Source organism: Lactobacillus sp. M0403, from assembly GCF_016101265.1.
GTDB classification, from domain to species: Bacteria; Bacillota; Bacilli; order Lactobacillales; family Lactobacillaceae; genus Lactobacillus; species Lactobacillus apis.
In genome coordinates this window covers 12,379-32,939 of sequence record NZ_JACFQV010000008.1, presented here as the reverse complement: position 1 = coordinate 32,939, position 20,561 = coordinate 12,379, and the positions used below count along the sequence as shown (strand labels likewise).

20 protein-coding genes are annotated in these 20,561 nt (G+C 35.9%); 2 read left to right on the top strand and 18 right to left on the bottom strand.

The features are described from left to right. Window positions 1-111: 111 nt before the first annotated feature. Entirely contained in the window at window positions 112-2,811 is a 2,700-nt protein-coding gene (locus tag H3T48_RS08415) for a TIM-barrel domain-containing protein (protein WP_198189150.1), read from the bottom strand. Window positions 2,812-3,282: 471 nt separating this feature from the next. Between H3T48_RS08415 and H3T48_RS08410 the strand changes: the two genes are divergently transcribed. After that, a complete protein-coding gene (locus H3T48_RS08410) occupies window positions 3,283-5,301 on the top strand; it encodes a hypothetical protein (RefSeq protein ID WP_198189149.1) in 2,019 nt (672 codons plus the stop codon). A gap of 55 nt (window positions 5,302-5,356) precedes the next feature. On the opposite strand, the gene H3T48_RS08405 is transcribed toward H3T48_RS08410, so the two are convergent. The 17 genes from H3T48_RS08405 to H3T48_RS08325 all read right to left on the bottom strand — a co-directional run bounded on the left by H3T48_RS08405 (window position 5,357) and on the right by H3T48_RS08325 (window position 19,254). After that, window positions 5,357-5,758 carry a PTS sugar transporter subunit IIA gene (locus tag H3T48_RS08405; RefSeq protein WP_109715148.1) on the bottom strand — a complete coding sequence of 134 codons (402 nt, stop codon included), beginning with the start codon at window positions 5,756-5,758 and terminating at the stop codon, window positions 5,357-5,359. Between the two features lie 64 nt (window positions 5,759-5,822). Further along, window positions 5,823-6,641, bottom strand: coding sequence for a PTS system mannose/fructose/sorbose family transporter subunit IID (locus H3T48_RS08400; protein ID WP_074426349.1), 819 nt, complete (start codon window positions 6,639-6,641; stop codon window positions 5,823-5,825). Next, complete coding sequence (locus H3T48_RS08395) at window positions 6,628-7,542, bottom strand: PTS sugar transporter subunit IIC (RefSeq protein ID WP_198189148.1); 915 nt, start codon at window positions 7,540-7,542, stop codon at window positions 6,628-6,630. The genes H3T48_RS08400 and H3T48_RS08395 overlap by 14 nt, the downstream gene beginning before the upstream one ends. A gap of 10 nt (window positions 7,543-7,552) precedes the next feature. Continuing rightward, entirely contained in the window at window positions 7,553-8,041 is a 489-nt protein-coding gene (locus tag H3T48_RS08390) for a PTS sugar transporter subunit IIB (protein ID WP_198189147.1), read from the bottom strand. A 151-nt stretch (window positions 8,042-8,192) separates the two neighbouring features. Next, window positions 8,193-9,356: an SIS domain-containing protein gene (locus H3T48_RS08385; protein ID WP_198189146.1), complete on the bottom strand. Its 1,164-nt coding sequence runs from the start codon at window positions 9,354-9,356 to the stop codon at window positions 8,193-8,195. Between the two features lie 29 nt (window positions 9,357-9,385). Further along, window positions 9,386-10,102 (bottom strand): GntR family transcriptional regulator, encoded by a 717-nt coding sequence (locus tag H3T48_RS08380; RefSeq protein ID WP_074426396.1) that lies wholly within the window; start codon window positions 10,100-10,102, stop codon window positions 9,386-9,388. A gap of 296 nt (window positions 10,103-10,398) precedes the next feature. Continuing rightward, window positions 10,399-10,626, bottom strand: a complete 228-nt coding sequence (locus H3T48_RS08375; RefSeq protein ID WP_232349923.1) for a hypothetical protein — start codon at window positions 10,624-10,626, stop codon at window positions 10,399-10,401. Window positions 10,627-10,666: 40 nt separating this feature from the next. Next, window positions 10,667-12,085 carry a PTS transporter subunit IIC gene (locus tag H3T48_RS08370; RefSeq protein ID WP_198189145.1) on the bottom strand — a complete coding sequence of 473 codons (1,419 nt, stop codon included), beginning with the start codon at window positions 12,083-12,085 and terminating at the stop codon, window positions 10,667-10,669. A gap of 20 nt (window positions 12,086-12,105) precedes the next feature. Then, window positions 12,106-12,420 carry a PTS fructose transporter subunit IIB gene (locus H3T48_RS08365; protein WP_187158713.1) on the bottom strand — a complete coding sequence of 105 codons (315 nt, stop codon included), beginning with the start codon at window positions 12,418-12,420 and terminating at the stop codon, window positions 12,106-12,108. Between the two features lie 12 nt (window positions 12,421-12,432). Then, window positions 12,433-12,921: a PTS sugar transporter subunit IIA gene (locus H3T48_RS08360; protein WP_187158714.1), complete on the bottom strand. Its 489-nt coding sequence runs from the start codon at window positions 12,919-12,921 to the stop codon at window positions 12,433-12,435. A gap of 180 nt (window positions 12,922-13,101) precedes the next feature. Continuing rightward, window positions 13,102-14,100 carry an NAD(P)-dependent oxidoreductase gene (locus tag H3T48_RS08355; RefSeq protein WP_198189144.1) on the bottom strand — a complete coding sequence of 333 codons (999 nt, stop codon included), beginning with the start codon at window positions 14,098-14,100 and terminating at the stop codon, window positions 13,102-13,104. A 198-nt stretch (window positions 14,101-14,298) separates the two neighbouring features. Continuing rightward, window positions 14,299-14,874 carry a galactose-6-phosphate isomerase subunit LacB gene (gene lacB, locus H3T48_RS08350; protein WP_122034360.1) on the bottom strand — a complete coding sequence of 192 codons (576 nt, stop codon included), beginning with the start codon at window positions 14,872-14,874 and terminating at the stop codon, window positions 14,299-14,301. Between the two features lie 11 nt (window positions 14,875-14,885). Next, window positions 14,886-15,314, bottom strand: coding sequence for a galactose-6-phosphate isomerase subunit LacA (gene lacA / locus H3T48_RS08345; protein WP_198189143.1), 429 nt, complete (start codon window positions 15,312-15,314; stop codon window positions 14,886-14,888). A 22-nt stretch (window positions 15,315-15,336) separates the two neighbouring features. Further along, the gene (locus H3T48_RS08340) at window positions 15,337-16,092 is read right to left on the bottom strand and encodes a DeoR/GlpR family DNA-binding transcription regulator (RefSeq protein WP_198189142.1); all 756 of its coding nucleotides are present in this window, start codon (window positions 16,090-16,092) and stop codon (window positions 15,337-15,339) included. Between the two features lie 211 nt (window positions 16,093-16,303). Further along, window positions 16,304-16,630 (bottom strand): hypothetical protein, encoded by a 327-nt coding sequence (locus H3T48_RS08335; protein ID WP_187158717.1) that lies wholly within the window; start codon window positions 16,628-16,630, stop codon window positions 16,304-16,306. Window positions 16,631-17,007: 377 nt separating this feature from the next. Further along, window positions 17,008-18,402, bottom strand: coding sequence for a zinc ribbon domain-containing protein (locus H3T48_RS08330; protein WP_198189141.1), 1,395 nt, complete (start codon window positions 18,400-18,402; stop codon window positions 17,008-17,010). Between the two features lie 21 nt (window positions 18,403-18,423). Beyond that, complete coding sequence (locus H3T48_RS08325) at window positions 18,424-19,254, bottom strand: DUF6574 domain-containing protein (RefSeq protein ID WP_198189140.1); 831 nt, start codon at window positions 19,252-19,254, stop codon at window positions 18,424-18,426. 262 nt (window positions 19,255-19,516) lie between these two features. Between H3T48_RS08325 and H3T48_RS08320 the strand changes: the two genes are divergently transcribed. Next, a complete protein-coding gene (locus H3T48_RS08320) occupies window positions 19,517-20,479 on the top strand; it encodes a D-2-hydroxyacid dehydrogenase (RefSeq protein ID WP_198189139.1) in 963 nt (320 codons plus the stop codon). Window positions 20,480-20,561: the final 82 nt, after the last annotated feature.

Genomic DNA, 20,561 nt, shown 5'->3' with positions numbered 1-20,561 from the left:
TTTAAAGAAGCGCTAACATATTTGTAAAGGTTTCCAACTATGTGGAGTTTTTTGAAAATATTTTCTGTTAAATGTCTGATTTACTGAAAATATTTCTTTTTAGTTCGAAAATTATTTCTCTTTTTCAACTTGTATTTTTGTCTTAAAGTTAACCTTTGGACTCCAAGCTGATACACCCTTTTCAGTTACAACACGTACCTGAAATTCGTGTAGGGTGTCGGGTTTCAAACTATTCAAAGTGAACTGTGGCTTTTTGATGTTAGTGTATAAAAGGTGATCAATTTTTAGTTGATAACTCTCACTACGAAGAACTGGTTCCCACAAAGCACTAATAGCAGTGTCAGTTGTTTGGGTCTCATCTTGCTTAAGTTCCACTGGAATAGCCACAGTATCATTTACTGCTGGAATCTTATTAACGGCAACAGGAGTGTCATCAACCCCAGTAATATTTACTGTTAAATCAGTTTGAACAATATCAGTCTGACTAATTTTCATTCTTAAAAAGGATTGTTCAAGCTTTGGATTGAATTCTTTCAAATATGGATTAGTTAAATAGTGTTGGTCAAAATAAAAACAATTAGCTTGCTTTTCAAATTCTTCTATACTATTTACCTCAGTTAGCTGAACCTCATCATTTCCAACCTTCACTTCAATAGCTACAGGAGCTTTCTTAGTTCTAATATCTAGTTCAGTTACTTTTTCAGGATCAAATCCTTCGTACTCACCCTGAGTTCTTTCAAGCTTGATTGTCAAATTATTATCGGCCAATTGACTTGTTATTCTTGTTTGGGCATACTCACCCTTTTGATATTTAGCCGAAATGCCGTCATCTTCATAAAGCGTGAAATTGGTGTCACCAGCAGGATAAAACACTATTTGTCGTTGTTTCTTTAGTTCCAGATAGTCACGCGGTGTATTCGTTGCAGGTGCCATCGGAATAATTGCCCCAGCTTTAACAAAGACAGGCAATTTCCACAAAGGCGCATCAAAGTTATTGATAACTTGTCCGCCTTGATATTCTTGACCTGTATAATAGTCAATCCAAATTTGCTCAGTATTAGGTAAGTAGATTTCATTACGTACGTCATTACCATCTTTATCACTTGCCGTATCTTGATAAATTGGTGCTACTAAGAAATTAGGTCCCCAGAGATATTGATACCTAACTAAATTAGTGTAGTATTCCGGAACTTCTGGATATTCCAAAAACATTGCACGAATCATTGGCTTACTCTCAAAGGAAGCTTGAGCCGCAATACTATAGCTATAAGGAAGCATCATTGATTTTTGTTTCAAGTACGCCCGATTAAGCTTAGTTGTGATACCGCCAAAAACAAAAGGATTCTTAGGATTTTTACCCCAACCATCCATGTTAAGTTCAATTGGTGTATATGTTTTCCATTGATAGTCTCTAGTGTTAATAATTGGATGTTCGCCGCCAAAGATGCCATCCATATCAGAGGCAACGTTTGGCTGACCAGAAAGCCCTTCGCCGATATATGTCGGAATTTGGAAGCGAATATATTCCCATTCTCCACCAACTTCATCCCCAGTCCAAACAGCACCTGTGTTCTGGGTACCCACCCAGCCATCAAGCGTGAGAATAAATGGACGGAGCTGATCTCCTTTTATTTTTTCAACCATCTTAGCTGTGCTTTGAGTAGCGTTTAAACCAAATGAATAACCATTGCCAACCCAAGCTTCATCAGTTTTCAATGCAGTTACACCAGCAACAAGTTCTTTTTCAAAGTCACGATCATCTGGTTTCGGATGTTCAGGATCAACTGGAGATAAGTTTTGTTGCGTCCATAATCCTACTTGAACTCCTTTAGCGTTGGCAAACTTAATAAATTCTGCCAGATTGGCCAAGTTTCCTTCTAATGTATCTGTTTGCCCGTAACCAGCCCCATAACCATCATTTGGTAAAAACCAGCCTAGCGGCATATCATGTTCAAGATATTGTTCTAGCATTGCTCGTGCACTGAATTGATAAGTTACCCCGCCATGCTCCCCATTCAAAGTCTCTCTAATTGACTGCGGCTTTAGTTCTGCTGGCAAGTCCTTGGGCAAATACTCACGATAGTATTTGCCATCTGGATATTTAATTGCACCTTTTTCATCTGGCTTCACTTCAATCCAATAGTCACGGTTATATGCGTTCAAGTGAGCTTCATAAAAGCCAAAGATTGGCATTAAAATCGGCTGACCAGTTAATTGATGATACTCATGAAGTAATTCATATGCAGTGTCCGCAAGGAAGTAAACTGCATCAAAACGCTCTTCTTCATGATTGATAGTTATTTTCTGACTATCAATATTAGAAAAATCATAGTGGCCTGGCTTATAGGTGTTACGAATGACGCCATAACCTGCATTGGACCAATAAAATGGACTTGGAGAAGCTACACCTTGATCAACCCAGTTACCAGTATTGACGATTTCAATCTTTTCACCCGTTAGATTAAATCGTCCATTTTGTGTACCACCACCAAAATAGCTTGCACTATGATTAACCAAAGTCTGTGTTGTTTTTACATTAGTCAGTTCAAGTGGCTCCGCTTCTTCTAGGATAGTTTGACTATTTTTGTTTACAGACATTACTGCCGGCGCTTGCTTGAAGTAAATCTCAATTATTCCAGTTGAAATTTGCCAGCCGTTTGCAGTTTCTTTTAAACTAGCTTCAGTCATGCCTGCGGAACCGTAAACATCTTTAACAAAGATTTGTGCGTGTAACCCTTCTTCAGACTGTTCCGGCTCTTGAAATTTTTTCAATGGATCAACATAGTAGCGGAACGTAGTTGCATCAATCAAATATAGGCGTCCGACTAAGCCACCTACATATTTAATTTCAAAATAATCACGCTGTTTTTCAACACTTGCAATTGCTTGTAGTTGTAATGTTTTAACTTCTTTTACCTGCTCGGTTTCTTTCTGCTGATTAATTGCTCTTTCCTCCTATAAACTGATAGTTTTTAAGGTTTTCATTTAACAAGTCAATTGCGCGTAATTATCACGCTAATTAACAAATATTTGATTTTTATTAAAAAATATTAATAAAAGTTATTATAAGCTATTTTAAATGTCAGATAAATAGATAGTTGTGAATTAAAGGTCCAACCACTTATTTAGATTGCAAGGCATAAATTTTTTCCGGCTAGCTTCTTTTCACCGATAGCATAGTTTAAAAATGATTAATATTTTTTTAACTAATGTTCTATTTCATCAATAACTGCTATGATAAGTTTAAATAATTTAGCAGTTTTTATTATTAGGAATGAAATTATGAGCTTTATTTATACACTACGATACATGCTGGACCCACGGTCAAATACTCCAGCTAAAGATCAGAAACTAATTGATTTTGTAAAAAAAGGGCAAATTGACGACGTTGCGTTTTTCATTAACGGTGAGGAAATGAACCACAGTCATTTGACTAGAAATGAGACCGAGCGCTGGCTTGATGCAATTAAACCATTGCAGAAAGAGCTAGCGGAGATTGGCGTTACTACAAGTCTGAATCCTTGGACAACAATTATGCATTCAGATCGCGGCTATCATGTTAATCCTGAAATTGGTTTTAACACTTTTGTTGATCTTGACGGTAATAAGGCTAAAGACATGGCTTGCCCAGCCGATCCAAAATGGCGGCAGTACTTAGCCGAAACATATGCACAATATGCCAGTATTCATCCTCGCCGCCTCTGGCTAGAAGATGATTTTCGTCACTATAACCACTCACCACTAAAATTAATGTGCTTTTGTGATTATCACATGCAACTTTATAATCAGAAGTTACCACATGAAGAAACGCGCTCAGAATTTGTTGCCAAACTTTTGCAGCCAGGGGAACCGACACTTGAGCGAAAAGTTTATTTAGATCAAGCACGAATTGAAATGATTGAAACCGAGCATCTAATTGAACAGGCAGTTCATCAAGTTAGTCCAGAAACTGATTTGGCACAAATGACCTCCTATCCTGACTGGCATGCCCTAGAAGGACGCGACTGGAATAAGTTGTTCTCAGCCCAAGCAGGAGCAGGACATCCAAAAATTGCACGTCCCCATTTACCTGCATACAATGAAGTGGCTCCATTGCAGTACGGGCGTGCCTTTGAAGAGTACACACGAATAACTGCCGCTTTTCTAGGTGAAAATGCAGAGCTATATCCTGAGCTAGAAAGCTATATGTACTCACCGCTAGTTAAATCACTGTCATTTACTAAGTTCCAAATCATTTCCACTGCTTTAATAGGCAGTCAAGGAATTTTGCTAAACCTTTTCGATATGATGGGAAATGGTATTAATAATAGTTGGCAATATGCAGAAATGCTTGCGGAAATCAAACCATTCGTTAACCAATTAGTAGAAAACCGTCTGCCAATTGACCATTTAAGCGGCATCAAAATCTTAGTAGATCAAGATTCGAGCTATCACATACATACAACGACAGGTAAAGACATCCAAGAGCTCTTACCTCACGAAAAAAATTGGGCAAGTCTCTTGGGATCATTTAGTTTCGCCACAACAATTTTTCCACTTGCAGCAAATAGCCGTTTGACTGGTGAAACTCTTGCAATTGCGGGGCAACTGCTCCGCAATTTGACGAATACGCAAATCTCGGACTTAATTGCAAACAATCATGTTCTTCTCGATGGTGAGAGTATCCAAGTATTGCTTGATCGTGGCTTAGGTAGTTTATTACATATCAAAAAAGCTGAATGGCACCCTCATAGGTCAAATTACCAAGTGTTTGAACAAGCAGATGGTCATACTGTTGAAGGTGTCGATAACCCACGAATCACTATGCTGCAACAAACTGGTAGTTACCTAAAGTTGGAATATCAGCCGAATAGTAATGTCAGCATTTGGTCTTATGCATATAACTCACTTGATGAAAAGCTTGGTAATGTAATGGCAATAGTTGATGACCACATTCTTATCTTGCCGATAGATCAAGATTCTGCTCATGGTTGGGAAGCACAATTCACAACGTATAAACAGGGTCTATTACAGCAAATGATAAATAGCATTTGTCCAGCCGACTATTTAGTGGAAATGCCAAACGTTAAATTACTTGTACAAGAAGATCGTACAGCCGCATGGCTATCTAACTTTACCTTAGATGGTTACCAACAAATTAATTGGCATCTAGCCGCACCTCTTCCAAGTGACACAGTTACCATCATCAGAAAACATGGTAATAAGTTGGAAAGAAAGCAAGTTCAAATTCACATTGAACATGACATTGCTACAATTGACGAACCACTTAGTTCCTTAGAAACAATTCAGTTATGTTTTTAATTCAACTAAAAAGCCTAGTTCTTTAATAAGAACTAGGCTTTTAACTTAGCAAATTTTATTTTTTCATGTTGGCTAACATTTCAGTAACATCAACAATTCCTGCTTTACCCGCTGTAATCAAATCGGATTCTGTCCCGTTCATTTGACTATTAAGCCATTCGATTACAAGTGGTAAATTCATTCCTGAAACCAAATGGATATTTTGGCCACTCATGATCATTCTACTTACTACATTAGCTGGAGTACCACCCATCAAATCTGCAAAAACTGTAATGTCTTCAGCATTCATTCCTGAAATTTGCTCTTCAAACTTTTGTTTAAAATCATCTGGACCTTCTGACGGTAATAAACAAACTGTATGCAAGTGCTCTTGTTCACCCATAATCAGTTCGGCACTGGTTTTCACACCTTCTGCCATGGTTCCATGACTAATTAAAATTAACTCTTTTTCTGCCATACTTTATCTCTCTATTTAATAATCAAATCATTTAAGATGTCTTAGTAACTGTCACTATATTCTATTATATCTTTGTAACAATTCCAAGACCACCTAGAATGACACAAAGTATTAGAACAATAAAGATTGCTTTAGTTGAAGTCATGCCCTTCTTACCAAGCATCCAGTATACAAAGCCCACAACCGCAGCTGGTAATAACTTAGGAATAATCATATCCAAATTATTTTGAATATTCATTGTTACCTTACCAATTTGTGGTACCCAAGCAAATTTAATGTTAACCATCGTTGCAACTAATGCGCCAACCATGAAGACACCTAGAACAGTTGCTGAATCGGTTAAGGCATTAAGCTGATCTCTCATGTCAGTAACAAGTGAGACACCCTTACCATAGGCAAAGCGAAGTTGCTTCCAACGGAAGACACAGATTAACAAACATGCAGCAACCCAAATGATTACTCCAATTGGATTTCCTTGCGTAGCCATTGAAGCTGCCAAGGCACCAAAGATAGTTGGAATTAATGATGCAAAAATCGAGTCACCGATGGCTGCAAATGAGCCCATTAAACCAACTTTAATACCAGTTACAGTATCCTTACCTTCAATTCCTTCATTCTCTTCAACGGCAAGATCCAAGCCTGTGATAATCGTATTAAAGAAATTAGAAGTGTTGAAGAACTGCATATGCGTCTTCATCATTTCACGTAATTCAGGTGTATCATCACCATAAATTTTACGTAATTGTGGCAAAATCGTGTAAAGATAGCCACTGTTCTGCATTTTTTCATAATTCCAACCTAGTTGAAAGCCAAAGAGTGATCTCCGGTTAATCTGATTGAAATCTTGATCCGTCAATTTATATTTAGGTTTAGAGTTCGTCATCAGTAATCTCTCCTTCATCGTCAGAATCAGAATTTGCATTGCTACTCTGGTTTTCAGTAGTTTGGGTAGCGCCCTTTGTAAGTGGGATGCTCTTATAGTGCAAAATTGCGAGAGCTAGTCCTAGCATTGCAATTGCAAGCATTGGTAAGCCATTGAAAATTGAAGTAAAACCTTTATTAACTTGAGATAGGCCAGTTCCAAGAGCTTGAATACTGCTAAAGAGAACTGAGAACAATGTGGTAACCGTGAAACCCAAAATCAAGTATGCGGCATGCTTTTTAACTGGTAGATAACGCAATAAAACTGCAAAACCAACAGCTGGTAAAGTAGCACCAGCAACTGCTAATCCATTACCTAGCCATAATAAATCACCATTTAGTGCATTAGCGATGGTTTGTACAAGGCCACGTCCAAAGGCTAAAGCAATAAAGACTGGGACTGCACGAGATAAGGACCAAGGAATTGCACCATATAAAACATTTCGTTCAACTGCTTTATAGTTGATCTTATCTTGATCAATTAAGTGATCAATTCTGTGAGAGAAATAGGTATTTGCAAATCTAGCTAAAATATCCAATTCAATCATAATTGCAGCAACCGGAACAGCAATTGAAGAAATAGCCGTTTGTGGACTCATTCCTCTAACAGTAGTAGAAAAGGCTGTTGCTAAGACTGTACCAGTCGTTGCATCAATCTTTGATGCTCCACCAAAAGTACCGATTCCTAAAACGGTTAATTGCATTGAAGCACCAATGAATAATCCTGTTGGCAAATCGCCCATGATAATACCAGCAATTAAGCCAGCACCAACTGGTGTATTCAATGCTGAATAAACTTGTAGTTCGTCTAAAATTTCTAATCCTGCATACAAAGTAAGCAGTAATATTTGCCACCAAGCCATTTTCTTCCTCCTACTTCATTTTTTCATCAATTAATTTCATCAAGTCACGAGCATCAACACTAGGATTGAGCTGTGCAATCAACTTAACGCCCTTATTGGCAATTTCTCTGAAAGTCTGAGCTTCATCGGCATTAATGTTAACCTGTTTAGTTAACTCAGTAGTATCATCTTGTTTTGACATATTACCAACATTGATTGTATCGAGATCAACTCCTAAATTAAGAAGATCAAGAAACTTATCTGGCTTTTTGGCAACAAGAAACAATCTCTGATTGCCATAACGATTCTTCTTTAAGTGATCAGCAGCTACTTCAGTTGGTAAAACACTTAATCTTGTAGTCATTGGTGTTGCCATCCTTAGACCGCTTTTTTGAATGTCGTCCTGTGCCGCTTTTTCATCAAGTACAATAATTCGCTCTACTTGCAAATTTGGTGTCCAAAGATTAGCAACTTGACCATGAACTAAGCGTTCATCGACTCTTGCCCCCACAATATTCATATTTCTTCCTCCATATCTTTATAAGGAAATCTAAATATTAATTAAAACGCTTTCACAATTTCATATTAAGGTACCAACCACTTTTTGTCAATATGCTCCTGATAAAAAGTTTACTTATAAAAATATTTTATATAGTAATGATTCTCTAAAACTAGAATTCATGAATTGTTACACCCTTGACAACACGGTTAACCGTACCTGTTGGTGATGGTGTATCAGGTTTATTATTAACTTTAATTGAAGTTAATAAGGCGATTGTTTGACCAAACATTACATCTGGTAGTGCCAAGTAAGCATCAGGTAACAGCTCTTCATCACTAAAGGTAAATGCCTTTCCTGAAAAGTTTTGACCGTCTTTTTCTTGTCCAACTGCCATTACTAATGGAACAATTTGGTCGTCTTTAATTTCATTTAAAATGTCTAAGTCATATTGTCTTGTGTACGTGCTGTTGGATACAAAGTCAAAAACAATGGTTTTCTTATCTAAAAATGACTTTGGACCATGACGTAAGCCCATCGAAGTATCAAATAATGCTGCTACTTCGCCAGCAGTTAACTCTAGAATCTTGAGTCGTGTCTCTTCTGCTAATCCACCTAAACATCCACTTCCAATATAGGCAATACGGTTAAAGTCAGTGTTAACCAAAGTTTGAATTTCATCTTCTCTTTCGATAACACTTTGACCCATATGTGCAATTTGACCTATTATTTTTTCCTTACGATCATCTGCTAACGTATCGAAAACTAGTAGTGCCATTAAGCTCATGCAAGAAAATGATCCGGTCATCGCAAATCCTTGATCAAGAGATTTCTCTGGCATCAATAGTACTAATCCATTAGCATCATCTTTTAAATCTTGAGCTAACTGTCCCTCAGGTGCACAAGTTATTGCAATTTGGGCCAAATTTTTGACTAGTTTTTTAGCTAATTCAACAGTTGCGACTGATTCAGGTGAATTACCACTACGAGCAAATGATACCAAGATAGTTGGAGTTTGCTCTTCTAAATAGTCTTCTGGTGTAGAAACTATTTTGGTTGTATCAATTGCCTCAAAATTGTACTTAGTACGATCGCCATTCTTTTGTAAATAAGGCATTATCATGTTTCCTACGTATGCACTAGTTCCTGCACCTGTGAAAATCACTCTTACTTTGTCCCATTGATTTTGAACTTGATTTAAAAAGTCAGTTATTTTTGCTTTATTATTCTGATATATTGACCAGGTTTCTTGCCATAATTCTGGTTGTTGTTCAATTTCACGTGTTGTAATCTTTGCACCCATTTTTGTTAATTCTTCATCAGTTTTAGTAAACATTTTTTAACCTTCCTTAGTAGTTATAAATATTAAAATAAATCGTTATATTGTCTTGACCGATAAACAAATTTATCGCCTCGCGCTAACGAAATTGTGAATTCAATTGGCACATTTTTATCATTAATTGTTTTTCGGAAAATTTTCAAACTAGGCGAACCGACTTTTTCTGCCAAGTTTTCACTTTCTTCTTGGTTAAGACAAACTGCTTGGACATCTTCAAAAGCCATCACACTTATCTGATCATACTTTTCCTTCATCACATCATATAGAGGTTTGTCATTTAAGTCTGACAGTTCAAGTCCAGGAAATAATTTTTCTGGTAAATAAGATGTGCTAAAAATTCGTGGCTGATTATTAGCTAATCGTAAGCGGACTAATTTATATGCCTTTTCAGTCGAAGCCATATTTAGCTGTGTGGCAATATGTTCGTCAGGAACGATTAGCGACAAACTTTGATTTTGCGTTGAGGCCTTCTGCCCAATTTTTTTAAGTTCTTCAGTAAACGAGTACATCCCACCGATGTTGGGTTGACTTAAAAAGTTACTTGAAACGAAAGTCCCTTTGCCATGGAGACGGTAAATTAGCCCGCGTTCTTCCAAATCCTGTAAAGCAAGCCTAATCGTATTTCGACTAACGCTATACTTTACTAATAATTGGCGTTCGCTAGGCAATTTTTCATTAGGCTTCATTTGTCTAATTTGGTTTTCTAAATCTCGAATGACCTGCCGGTAAAGTGGTTTTTGCATTAACACACTCCCTTTCTCTTTAACTGGTTGATACCACTTAAAGCTTAGCAAAGAAAGCGGTTTATTTCAATCTGCTTTCAATTACTTTTTTACAAATAATTGTGTCAACTAAACTAATAGTCTACTGATTCTTACAATGTAGTCACCGGCTTTATACAATTCAATTGAAATTTCAAAAAATATAATTTAAACCTTTATATAATGTCTCTCACTATTTATATTTTTTGTAACTTTGAAAACTACTTATTTAGTCAAAAAAGCCATTAGGTAAGTACCCCTAATGGTTTTTAAAGTTACTATTTAATTAATTTATTGCCTTTCCAATCATAGTATTTCTGACTAAGGCGATTTTTAGGATTATCGAATACAACAATTCGATATAATGCATAAATTGTGCCGACCATTGCAATCAAACTAGTAATCCAGTTTTTAAAAATTAACTGTAAAAAATTGATACCAATTACGACTACAGCCCAAAAGAAGATTTTATTTTGCCTTGCTCTTTCCTTTGAGGAACTTTTCATTTTTTTCAATCCAATCACCTTCGTCTTAAACTAAAATTTTTTAGGCTTGTTGCTCTTTTGCTTCATATTCTGCATTACGCTTCTTCATTTCTCTTGCATACCAGATAAACAGTAAGAGGTAAACAGCTAAAGCAATTAATGCGTAAACAATGAACATTCCTTGTTGTTTCCATGCATTACCAACCAAGTATGCCAAAAACTTTTCAACAGGACCTTCCATTGTAGTATCTGAAACTAATGTATGAGCTGGAATTGCGGCACCAACTGAGTGAGCCATATTAGTTACAAATGGTCCTACTAAAGTACCCGCCCATAAAAAGACTGGTAATTCAACCGTACCAATGATAATCATTCTAATTATTTTACCGCGAGTAACAACTAGTAACGCTGGTGTAACACCCATTGCAATAATACCGCCTAAAGGCATTAATCTGTTACCTGGTAAAATCATTGCTTCAAGCATCATAATTGGAGCCAAAACATTTGCTGCTGCCCAAATTTCAGAACGTCCTGCCAAGAATGGCCAATCTAAACCAATATTAAATGTACGACCTGAAAATTTCTTAGTTGCAAAATCAGCAATACCTTGTGATAGTGGTTCAACAGATGCGATAAACCATGAACCAATCACAGAAAACAGTTCAATACACGATCCTCCAATGAAAGAAAGAGTAAACATATCTTTCCAACCTTGTTCAGTAGCGAAATTATTACCAGCTAATAAAGAAACAAAAACTCCCAGATAAACACCAATTGCAAATCTGCTTCCCCAAAAACCAATTTTTTCATTTAACTTTGTTGAATCAAAATCAAATTTATCAAGCCACGGTAAGCATTTATCGAAGAACTTATTAAAGACCATAATAATTGGATTCATCATATAATTCATGTGGGTCGTGGTCATAGGATTGCCTTCAGGCGCATCCATTAAATCATTGAATGTCGGCTTCATTAAATCCGAGTTAATAATTTTCATCGTACCAATAAATATAACCAACAAAGTCGAAAGCCAAAGTGGTGCTCCAACATAAACACAAAACAGTCCTACAAATGCTAAATGCCATACGTCAAAAATATCAACATCTAAAGTATTAGTTTTGTTTAAAAGCAATAACACAACATTTAAAATAATCAGTACTAAAAGATAAAACAAGGTATATGGAGATCCCCAAGTAATAGTTGCTAAAGGTGCCCAACCCATATCTTGCATATCCATATGGATACCAGTGTGTTTAACAAACTGCAGCATAGGTTTTTGGAATGCCGTAGTTAGCATATTCATTACATTACCAATTGCTGTAATCGCAATGGCTAATTTTAAACCACCTTCTAAAGCTTTAGTAAATTTGACACGGAACAACACAGCAATCAATGTCAAAACAATTAACATGATTGTCGCTGCACCCATATCAATTAAGGGTTTAAAAAGCGAATTAGCAAAATTAATTATTACGTTCATTCTTATTTCCCCTTGAAATTTTAGTTAGCAATAATTTCTTTAACAACTTTTTCGACATTATCATAAACTGGCTTAGCCATAGCTGGCATTCGATACAAGATAGCTCCAGCATCAATAAGTGGAACTTTAGGTGTAAATGCGAGATCGGTTTTAGCAATTGTCAAATAGCCATCATAATGAGATAACAATTCTTCATTAACATCTTTCACCATATAGGCATCAACTTTTACGTTATAGCCACGCTTTCTCATCTCTTCTTCTACTGCATCTTTTATTTGATGAGATGAATTTACTCCTGCGCCACATGCTGCAAGAAATTTTACTTCTTTACTCATAAATATCCTCCCCTAATGATTATTAAAACTATTGTTTAAAAACTGGAAGATCTTATCTTGATCAGTATAGTTAAACAACTCGGTTAATTTTGAAACTGGTGTTAGCCTGAGAAAGTCCATAATCTGTGCCAAAATGTTTGCTTGCCCTTCTGGATTATCATTCAAAATCATAAATAAAAATTTAACTGATAAATTTTTATCAGGCTCAATCATATTTTTAAATATAACTTCGTTTTTCAATGCTACTGGAACTATCAAGCAAGTATTGACAAACTCTCCCTCAGTATGTGGAACTGCTATATTAGGCAATTCCTTTGAAATTGGCGAAGTATCTATTCCTGTAGGATATTTTTCTTCCCTTTTAGTAATTTCATTGAAAAAACTTTCTTTAACTAAATCTCGTGCAAATAAGCTCTTTGAAACCTCCTTAAAAATTGCAGTTGAATCTGTTGCATCGCTGACAAACACAGCTTCCGCAGAAAATAGACTATTCTCTTTCACAAGCCAATCCCCCTTAAAAAATCGACAAGTTTTCGTTTTTGTTTGATTGTGTTAGTTTTTGTTCACTTGTCTACTGATATTATATTTAATAGCACTCAAAAATGCAAACGCTTTTTTATGTCATTAAAAAAGACAAGTTGGAATTTTACCCAACTTGTCTTTTCATTAACTTTGTCTTGTTTAATCTAATTTAACGTCGTTGTCTGTTTTTCCAGTCTCTATAGCTTGATGGAAATTATCATAGCTAACTGCAATCATGTCAGTTAAAGCTGGACTGGTATATGAACCAATATGTGGGGTTAGTAGAACTTTTGGATATAAATTAACTAGCGCTTTAGTTGTTTCATCTTTAATTTTGCCCTTAAAGTTGTGCCCCAAAACTTCTGCTTCATTTGGTAAAACATCGCTTGCAAACCCTGCAATATGCCCGGATTTAATTGCAGAAATGATTGCGGCATAATCAGCCAATTCACTACGTGCAGTGTTAACAAGGACAGCAGTTTCTTTCATTTTAGCCAAAAATTCCTTATCAATTAAACTATCATTTTGCCCAGGAAAATAAGGAACGTGAACCGAAACGATATCAGACTTCTCTAATAGCTCATCCTGACTAACGAAAGTAACATATTGCTTTGCAAAATCACTAGGATAAGGATCATAGCCCAATACTTTAGCCCCCATGCCACTATATAGTTGAGCTTCAGTGGCACCAATTCGACCAGTGCCAACAATTCCAACAGTACTGGAATGAACTTCACCTGAAAAAGTTGCAGTTGGAACACTAAAATTACCTTGTTCAGTCATGCTTGTTGCCAAAGCCGTATGCCGAAAAAGCATCATTCCTAATGTCATTGCTAGCTCAGCTACTGCATATGGTGAATATGCAGGAACTCGTGCAACTTCCATCCCATATTTAGCGGCTGCCTTTAAATCAATATGATTATAGCCAACTGTTCGAGTGAAAACATACTTGATACCCCACTCATTTAGCTTTGCCAAATTAATATCGTCCGCCTCACAATTTGCTCTGAGCAAAACCGCATCAGCACCTTTGGCAGTTTCAATATTTTTATGTGTTAATAATTCTGATTCAAGTTGTAAATCATAATCATATTTATTTAATTTTTTAAAATACTCTACTTCGTTTTCTCGCACACCATATGCTACAACTTTAAACATTAAAATTCTCCCTAACTCAAAACCCAAAAATTGTTATTGAATATAATAATAGCACATATTTTATACAGCAAACTATAACGGATTAAGGTAATTCAATTCATCATGGCATTTTTATCATAAAAAAACTATGATTTTTAGATCATAGTTCTTATGTGTGCGATTAAATTTAATTATTTACTTTTTACTGTTCAATTATTACTAGTCGTGGTAATAACCTTCTGCCCACTTTTTATTCTCTTCATCAAAAAAGTGAATATTATCTTTTTGTTCAGAATTCGGCTCAGCAATACCATTGATTTTTTCGATTAACTTTTTATTTTCTTCACTTGGCTCATAGTTGGCATTTAAGAATGAATCTACGATGTCAAAAATAAAATCGCGTCCAAGCACAATACCACCAAAGCCTAATACATTTGCATTCAATTCGCGGCGAGCATATACAGCCTGGGCAACGTCACCAACCATTGCTGCACGAACACCTTCGTTTTTATCTGCAGCAGTTGAAATACCAATACCCGTACCACAAAGTACAATACCTAAATCTGCTCTTCCATCAGCAACGTCTTCAGCTACACGCTTTCCATAAATTGGATAATGTGTTCTTGTGTTATCGTGAGTACCTTCATCAATAACTTGATAACCTTCATCTTTTAAATGATCAGAAATTGCCATTTTCATAGAAGTTACAATATGATCATTTCCCAAAGCAATTACAGTATGCTTATCAATCTTAGGATCAACAAATTCTGGCTGTGGTCTATCATTTTCTAACATTTGCAGTCTCCTTAAATCATTTCTTCAAGCATGTCCAAACGAACTTGATGACGTCCGCCTGCATATTCTGTATCTAAATAATGCTGTACAATCGAATAAGCCAGCTTTTCACCTACAATTCCACTACCAAGTGCAATTGCCTTTGCGCCATTATGCATAGCGGTCATATGAGCTGTTCTCTCCTCGTTTACATTTGCTGTAACCATACCTTTAACTTTATTCGATGCCATGGCAGAGCCAACACCATATTCGTCAAACATAATAGCCTTCTTAATGCCATTGTCTAGCACTTCGTGCGTAACTTTTAAACTAGACTCAATAAAGTCTTCAGCAGGTTCTGGCGTGACGTCTACAACATCGTAGTCGTGCTTTTCCAGATACCCTTTTATCTTTTCTTTTAAGATAAAACCATTTTCGTCACTACCAATGACAACTTTCATAGTTGTATCTCCTCTCAATAAACTACTTATAAATAGTCGTAAATTGACTGTACTGTTTTTCCAACTCAGGCTCAATTTCATGGTTAGTGATTAAACCATCTACGTTACGTAGATCATAAAATTGATGAAAATCACTATGATCTAGCTTAGTGTAATCTGCAACAACAAATTTTAGTTGAGAATGATCTAGTCCTATACCTTCAGTTTGACCTTCTTCTAAGTTAGCTGTTGTCATGGCAGAATCCTTAATACCATTAACCCCAACAAAACCAATCGAAAATGACATGGTTTTTAATTCATTGTTAGCTAATGCTCCTAAAAACGCACCACTAATTCTTCTGTAGGCACCACCAACCATGATTAAATCATAGTCATTCATATTATTCTTGGCAGCCTCAAAAACCGGTAACGAATTAGTGATAATTCTTAATTTCTTTACCTTAAGATTTGCTACCATCAATTCCAAAGTGGTCCCTGGACCAACAAAAATAGAATCGTTTTCATGAATCAGATTACAAGCGCGCTTTGCAACCTCATCCTTTTCTTTATTATGAATCTCACGTTTTTGTTTATAACTCTTTTCAATCAAACTTTGATCAGACAGCAATTGTGCTCCGCCATGAACACGTAATATCTTATTTGCTTTATGAAGTTCATTAAGATCTCTTCTGATTGTCATGTCAGAGACTTGCATGGTTTGAGCTAATTCATCTACTGTTACAAACTTTTGAGTATTGACCATTTGCAAAATAGTCTTTATTCTTTCACTTTTTAACATTGGTTACCTACTTTTAGAATTAGATTAAGCAACTAACTTAGTCAAACATTATTATAATTGTTCCTTTTTGTTTGTCAATGTTTGAAATTGTTCAAAGATAGTTGGTTACTTTTTCTTTTATTGTACTAACCTTTTATAAATTAAAACAGTTTTTTTAGGTATATAAAAAGCACACTTTGCAATTAAGAAGGTGTGCTTAAAATTTCATCGACTAATTAAAACTCCGTGAAATTGGCCAATTATGCTTTGCTTCAGCGGCCGAATTCACATAAAAATCCTCTGGCGTTAGTTGCGTTATTTCGCAAAATTCTTTAATCAAAACTGGACGGCTTAATTGTGACCAAAGACGTAAATTAGCTTGATCATCCGTTTTAGCCCAATAGCCAAGTTTGTTCAATTCTGGATGTTTTTTAACATCTATTTTTAAACCATTTTTCAAGGCGAACCTGTATATAGAGCTCCAAACTAGCTGCTTACCTTTATAACTCTTTGACAGTTGAGTAGAAGACTGATTTGATTTCATTGATGAACTCATCATATAACCTCCTAGCCTATATAGTTATAGTTATTTATACTTTTAGTATAGCACCTTTTAAGCAGGTATTACTGCTAGCCTAACGATGTAGGAATTTTTTCCCTTGGTATTTCTGAAATGCTGGATAGTGATCTTGCAGAAGACATAGTTAATAAGATGAAAATAAACGAAAACAGAGTCTATAGAAATGGTATTAAAATTAACTCTCACAGCATTGAAAATAATGTTCTTTTTTGTAGTCCTGATAAAAACTTGTGTCTACATCTTGAAAACAGGTTAACCATCAGAATCAACGATAGAATTTAGTTTATAAGAAAAAAAGAGTCCAGAAAGTTGTCTAACTTTCTGGACTCATTTCAATTTATAGTCAGTATATGTACTTAGTTATTATATTTCTTATCACTAATAATCTTACCGTTACCAATTGACTTGATCTTTTGTGAGTCACTCTCATCCCCATCTTGGTGGAAGACGGCACCTGAATATAGCATTACTTGCTTATGCTCATAATCATCATGTTCAAAAGTATAAGTTATTTTGTAAACCACATTACTGCAATTTCCTGGAGCAGGTGATACCGAAACGACATTACATTCCATATCGTATTCAATAATATCATCATCATCGTTAAAGTTACCAACTTGACCATGAAGTTCTTGATATCCCTTGTTTTCTGCTCCACCGACAAAATCATCCTCATCTGGTGAATTAAATGCATTTTGTAGCATACTTTCCGCATCGTCTTGGCTGATTAAGCCAGGCCATTCGGGCTTAATTACATTACTGCTACTGTCATCATCATCGTCAAAGCCAAGTTCATCGTAGTCAATCACCTTTGACTTGATTTCGTGACCACCAACTTTGATAACCACATAGATTTTCATGTCATCGGTAGCAGGATAGTCCTTAAAGTCCTTTGTTCCATCTTTACCAACAGTGCCAGCTTTTTTATCATTGATATAAATGTCAGCACCTGCAACACTTTTAATCATGAAGTTAACTGTCTTAATGTTCATGTTAATGGCATCATTAGAAAAAATATTGGCTGTCTTTTCAGCTGCTAAGTTATGTCCTGAAGCAACTGACTTAACAGTTATATGATACTTACCTGGGAAAAGTGGATCCGTCTTTTTATAATACTCTTCCCCACTACCATTAACGCCGCCAACCTTTTTACCATTAACATAAATAGTCGAATTAGCGTGGTTTGTTTTAATCTGTGGCGAAAAAGTTTCAAACTTTAATGTGTACTTAGGGAAAAACAACAAATAGCGTCCCGACTGTACGAGCGAAACATTATCATAGTTATCACTATATTTAAGTGCCTCACCCATCTGGTCAGCGGCTCTACTGTGGCTAAAATAATAATTCTGAGTTGGTTTTAAGGCAGCATTGGTCACATGGACTGCTGGATTATCTGCAGTCACATATTGCGCCATATTTTCATGTGGATTTTTCAAATATGCTGTAATTTGATCAACCTGATTTTGACGTTGGTAATGGTTAGAACCCCAAGCATAAAAGGCAATAAATGCTAAAACTAAGATGCCAAGACATGAAAAGATAATCTTATTCTTCTTTTTCATCGGTTGATGATTGACTGTTGTCGCAAGTTCATTTTTAGTCAAACTTGTGCTCTTTTGGGTACCTTCCTTAGCACGATATTCCTGTCTGCTCTTTTTTTTGGCAGCTATCCTAGCACCACAGTTAGGACAAAATTCATCATTAGGCTTAATTAACTTACCACAGTTGGGACAAAATTCAGATTCACTCATTTTTCTCACACCATCCATAAACTACATTGCGCCATTGATTCCGGACATGAATTCGTTAATAATCACGCGCAGAACCGAATTATAAATAATCGAATTAACAATTATGGTGCAAACAAAAATGATACCAAAAGCAATTAACATTCCATAAACTTTATCTCGTACTGCACCCTCGTGTGCTAATAAAGTTACTTCTTGCCCAATAAAGAAGATCACTATCATTAAAAGAATTAGGAACAAAGAGAACCTAATACTATTAAGACCTAAGAGCATTAATAAAAAGAAGATTGCAGTAAGAATCAAGTTTAAATTACTTGCATGGGTGCTGGTATTTACAAAAGCAAAAAGGTTAGGATGACCATTATAGACAAATTTATATGCAGCAAAATGCGCTAAGATTATGATCGCTTCAAAAACTAAAATAATAATAAATACTCTGAAGACGATATTAAAAGAAAGGTCATAGTTTCCCCAACCCCGAGTACTAACCCCAAAGCTGCTAGCAAGGCCAATTGCACCAGTAATAAGTGCCTTAGCCAAAAAGTATAATCCTAAAATAAAAAGAAGATCTTCAACTAAAATAGTTACCCAGCCATACCAACTTTCAGTTGATAAATTATTTTGCGCCGGTTTTTGCCAAGATTCAACTAACCATTGCCAGTAATGTTGGAAACGACCAGTAGAGGGTGTTTGTGTCTGCACTTCCTCTGCCGGTGCGGTTTCAACTTTAGCAGGCTCAGTGTTGGTTTGCTTAGTTTCTTGACCCAGATCAACATTACGCAAATCTGCACCACATTTCGTACAAAAGTTGACGTTCTTTTCCATTAGAGCGCCACACTTAGGACATTTTTTCATTACTAACTCCTTCTATATTCAGTAACAACATATACTTATTCGCCACTTTAATAACTGCATGTTTTTAGTTAACTATCTTATACTCCAAAATCCTCCCACAGTTTTTTAAAGTAAAAAGATACATATAAGCACAGCAATAAAAGTGTCATACTAATCAATTGTAAAATTATCTAAAAATGCTGTCAATTTAGTTGCAAAATTAATTTTACTTGAACAGATTATAGTAAAATATGTATTATTGATAATTAAAGAGGTTTGAGAAATGAAAATTGTAAACTTAGATAGCTATGCGTTAAATCCTGGTGATCTTGACTGGTCGCCTCTCAAAGAATTGGGTGACTGCACCTTTTATGATCGAACTCCAGTAAATGACGATAATGAAATTTTAAAGCGAATTGGTGATGCCGAAATCGTTTTGACCAATAAAACTCCTCTTGACGAGCATGTGATTTCTACTGCTCCTAATCTCAAGTATATTGGTGTAACTGCAACAGGCTACAATGTAATTGACACTGAAGCTGCAACAAAAGCTAACATCCCTGTAACCAATATTCCTACATACGGAACTGATGCAGTTGCTCAATTTACTTTTGCCCTACTACTTGAAATTACCAGCCACGTGGGACTACACAATCAACTTGTGCATGATGGTCGTTGGAGTAGCAACCCTGACTTCACATTTTGGGCTAAACCATTAATGGAATTGCAGGGTAAGACCCTTGGCTTAATTGGATTTGGTAGTATTGCCAAAAAAGTAGCCGAAATTGGTCATGCTTTTTCTATGAATATCATCTTTTATAATCACCGTCCTAAAACAGATTTACCTAATTATGTAAAACAAGTCAGCCTGGAAGAGCTATACCAACAATCTGACATTATTAGCCTACACGTTCCGCAAACTCCAGAAACCACAGAAATGATAAATCAAGAAGCAATTAGTCAAATGAAAGACGGCGTTATCTTGATTAATACAGCACGTGGCGGATTAATCAGTGAAAAAAATGTTGCAGATGCGTTAAATGTTGGCAAGATTGCTGCTGCCGGAGTTGATGTCGTCCAAAAAGAACCAATTTCAGCTGACAGTCCACTTCTTTCTGCTAAAAACTGCTACATTACCCCTCATATTGCATGGGCACCTCGCGAGACTCGCAATCGTCTTTTAGGAATCGTCGTTGATAATCTTCAGGCCTTTTTAAATGGCGAAAAACTAAATGTAGTAAACTAGACGCCATAACAAAAACCAGTATTCTAATCAGAATACTGGTTTTTTATTGATAAAAAATTAATTCCGTGCTTGACCTTGACGT